The organism is Monashia sp. HAY1-2A (assembly GCF_056755315.1).
Map to the genome: position 1 here is coordinate 1 of NZ_JBNDHY010000790.1, position 236 is coordinate 236.

Below are 236 nucleotides of genomic sequence, written 5' to 3' on the forward strand. Positions count from 1 at the left end.
GCATGCAAAAGCGCGTCGGCCTTGCCCGCGCACTCACCAACGATGCAGAGATCCTGTTGATGGACGAGGCCTATTCGGCCCTCGATCCCCTGATCCGCGTCGACATGCAGACAGTGCTGCTCAACCTGCAGAAAGAGCTGAAGAAGACCGTGGTCTTCATCACCCATGATCTCGATGAAGCATTGCGGCTTGGCGACAAGATCGCCATCCTGCGCGACGGCGAGGTCATCCAGCAG

General features: G+C 58.9%; 1 pseudogene. It reads left to right on the forward strand.

Annotation, left to right across the window (positions count from 1 at the left end):
* Positions 1 to 236, forward strand: a pseudogene (locus tag ACPYOM_RS23925) (glycine betaine ABC transporter ATP-binding protein); the annotation flags it as partial.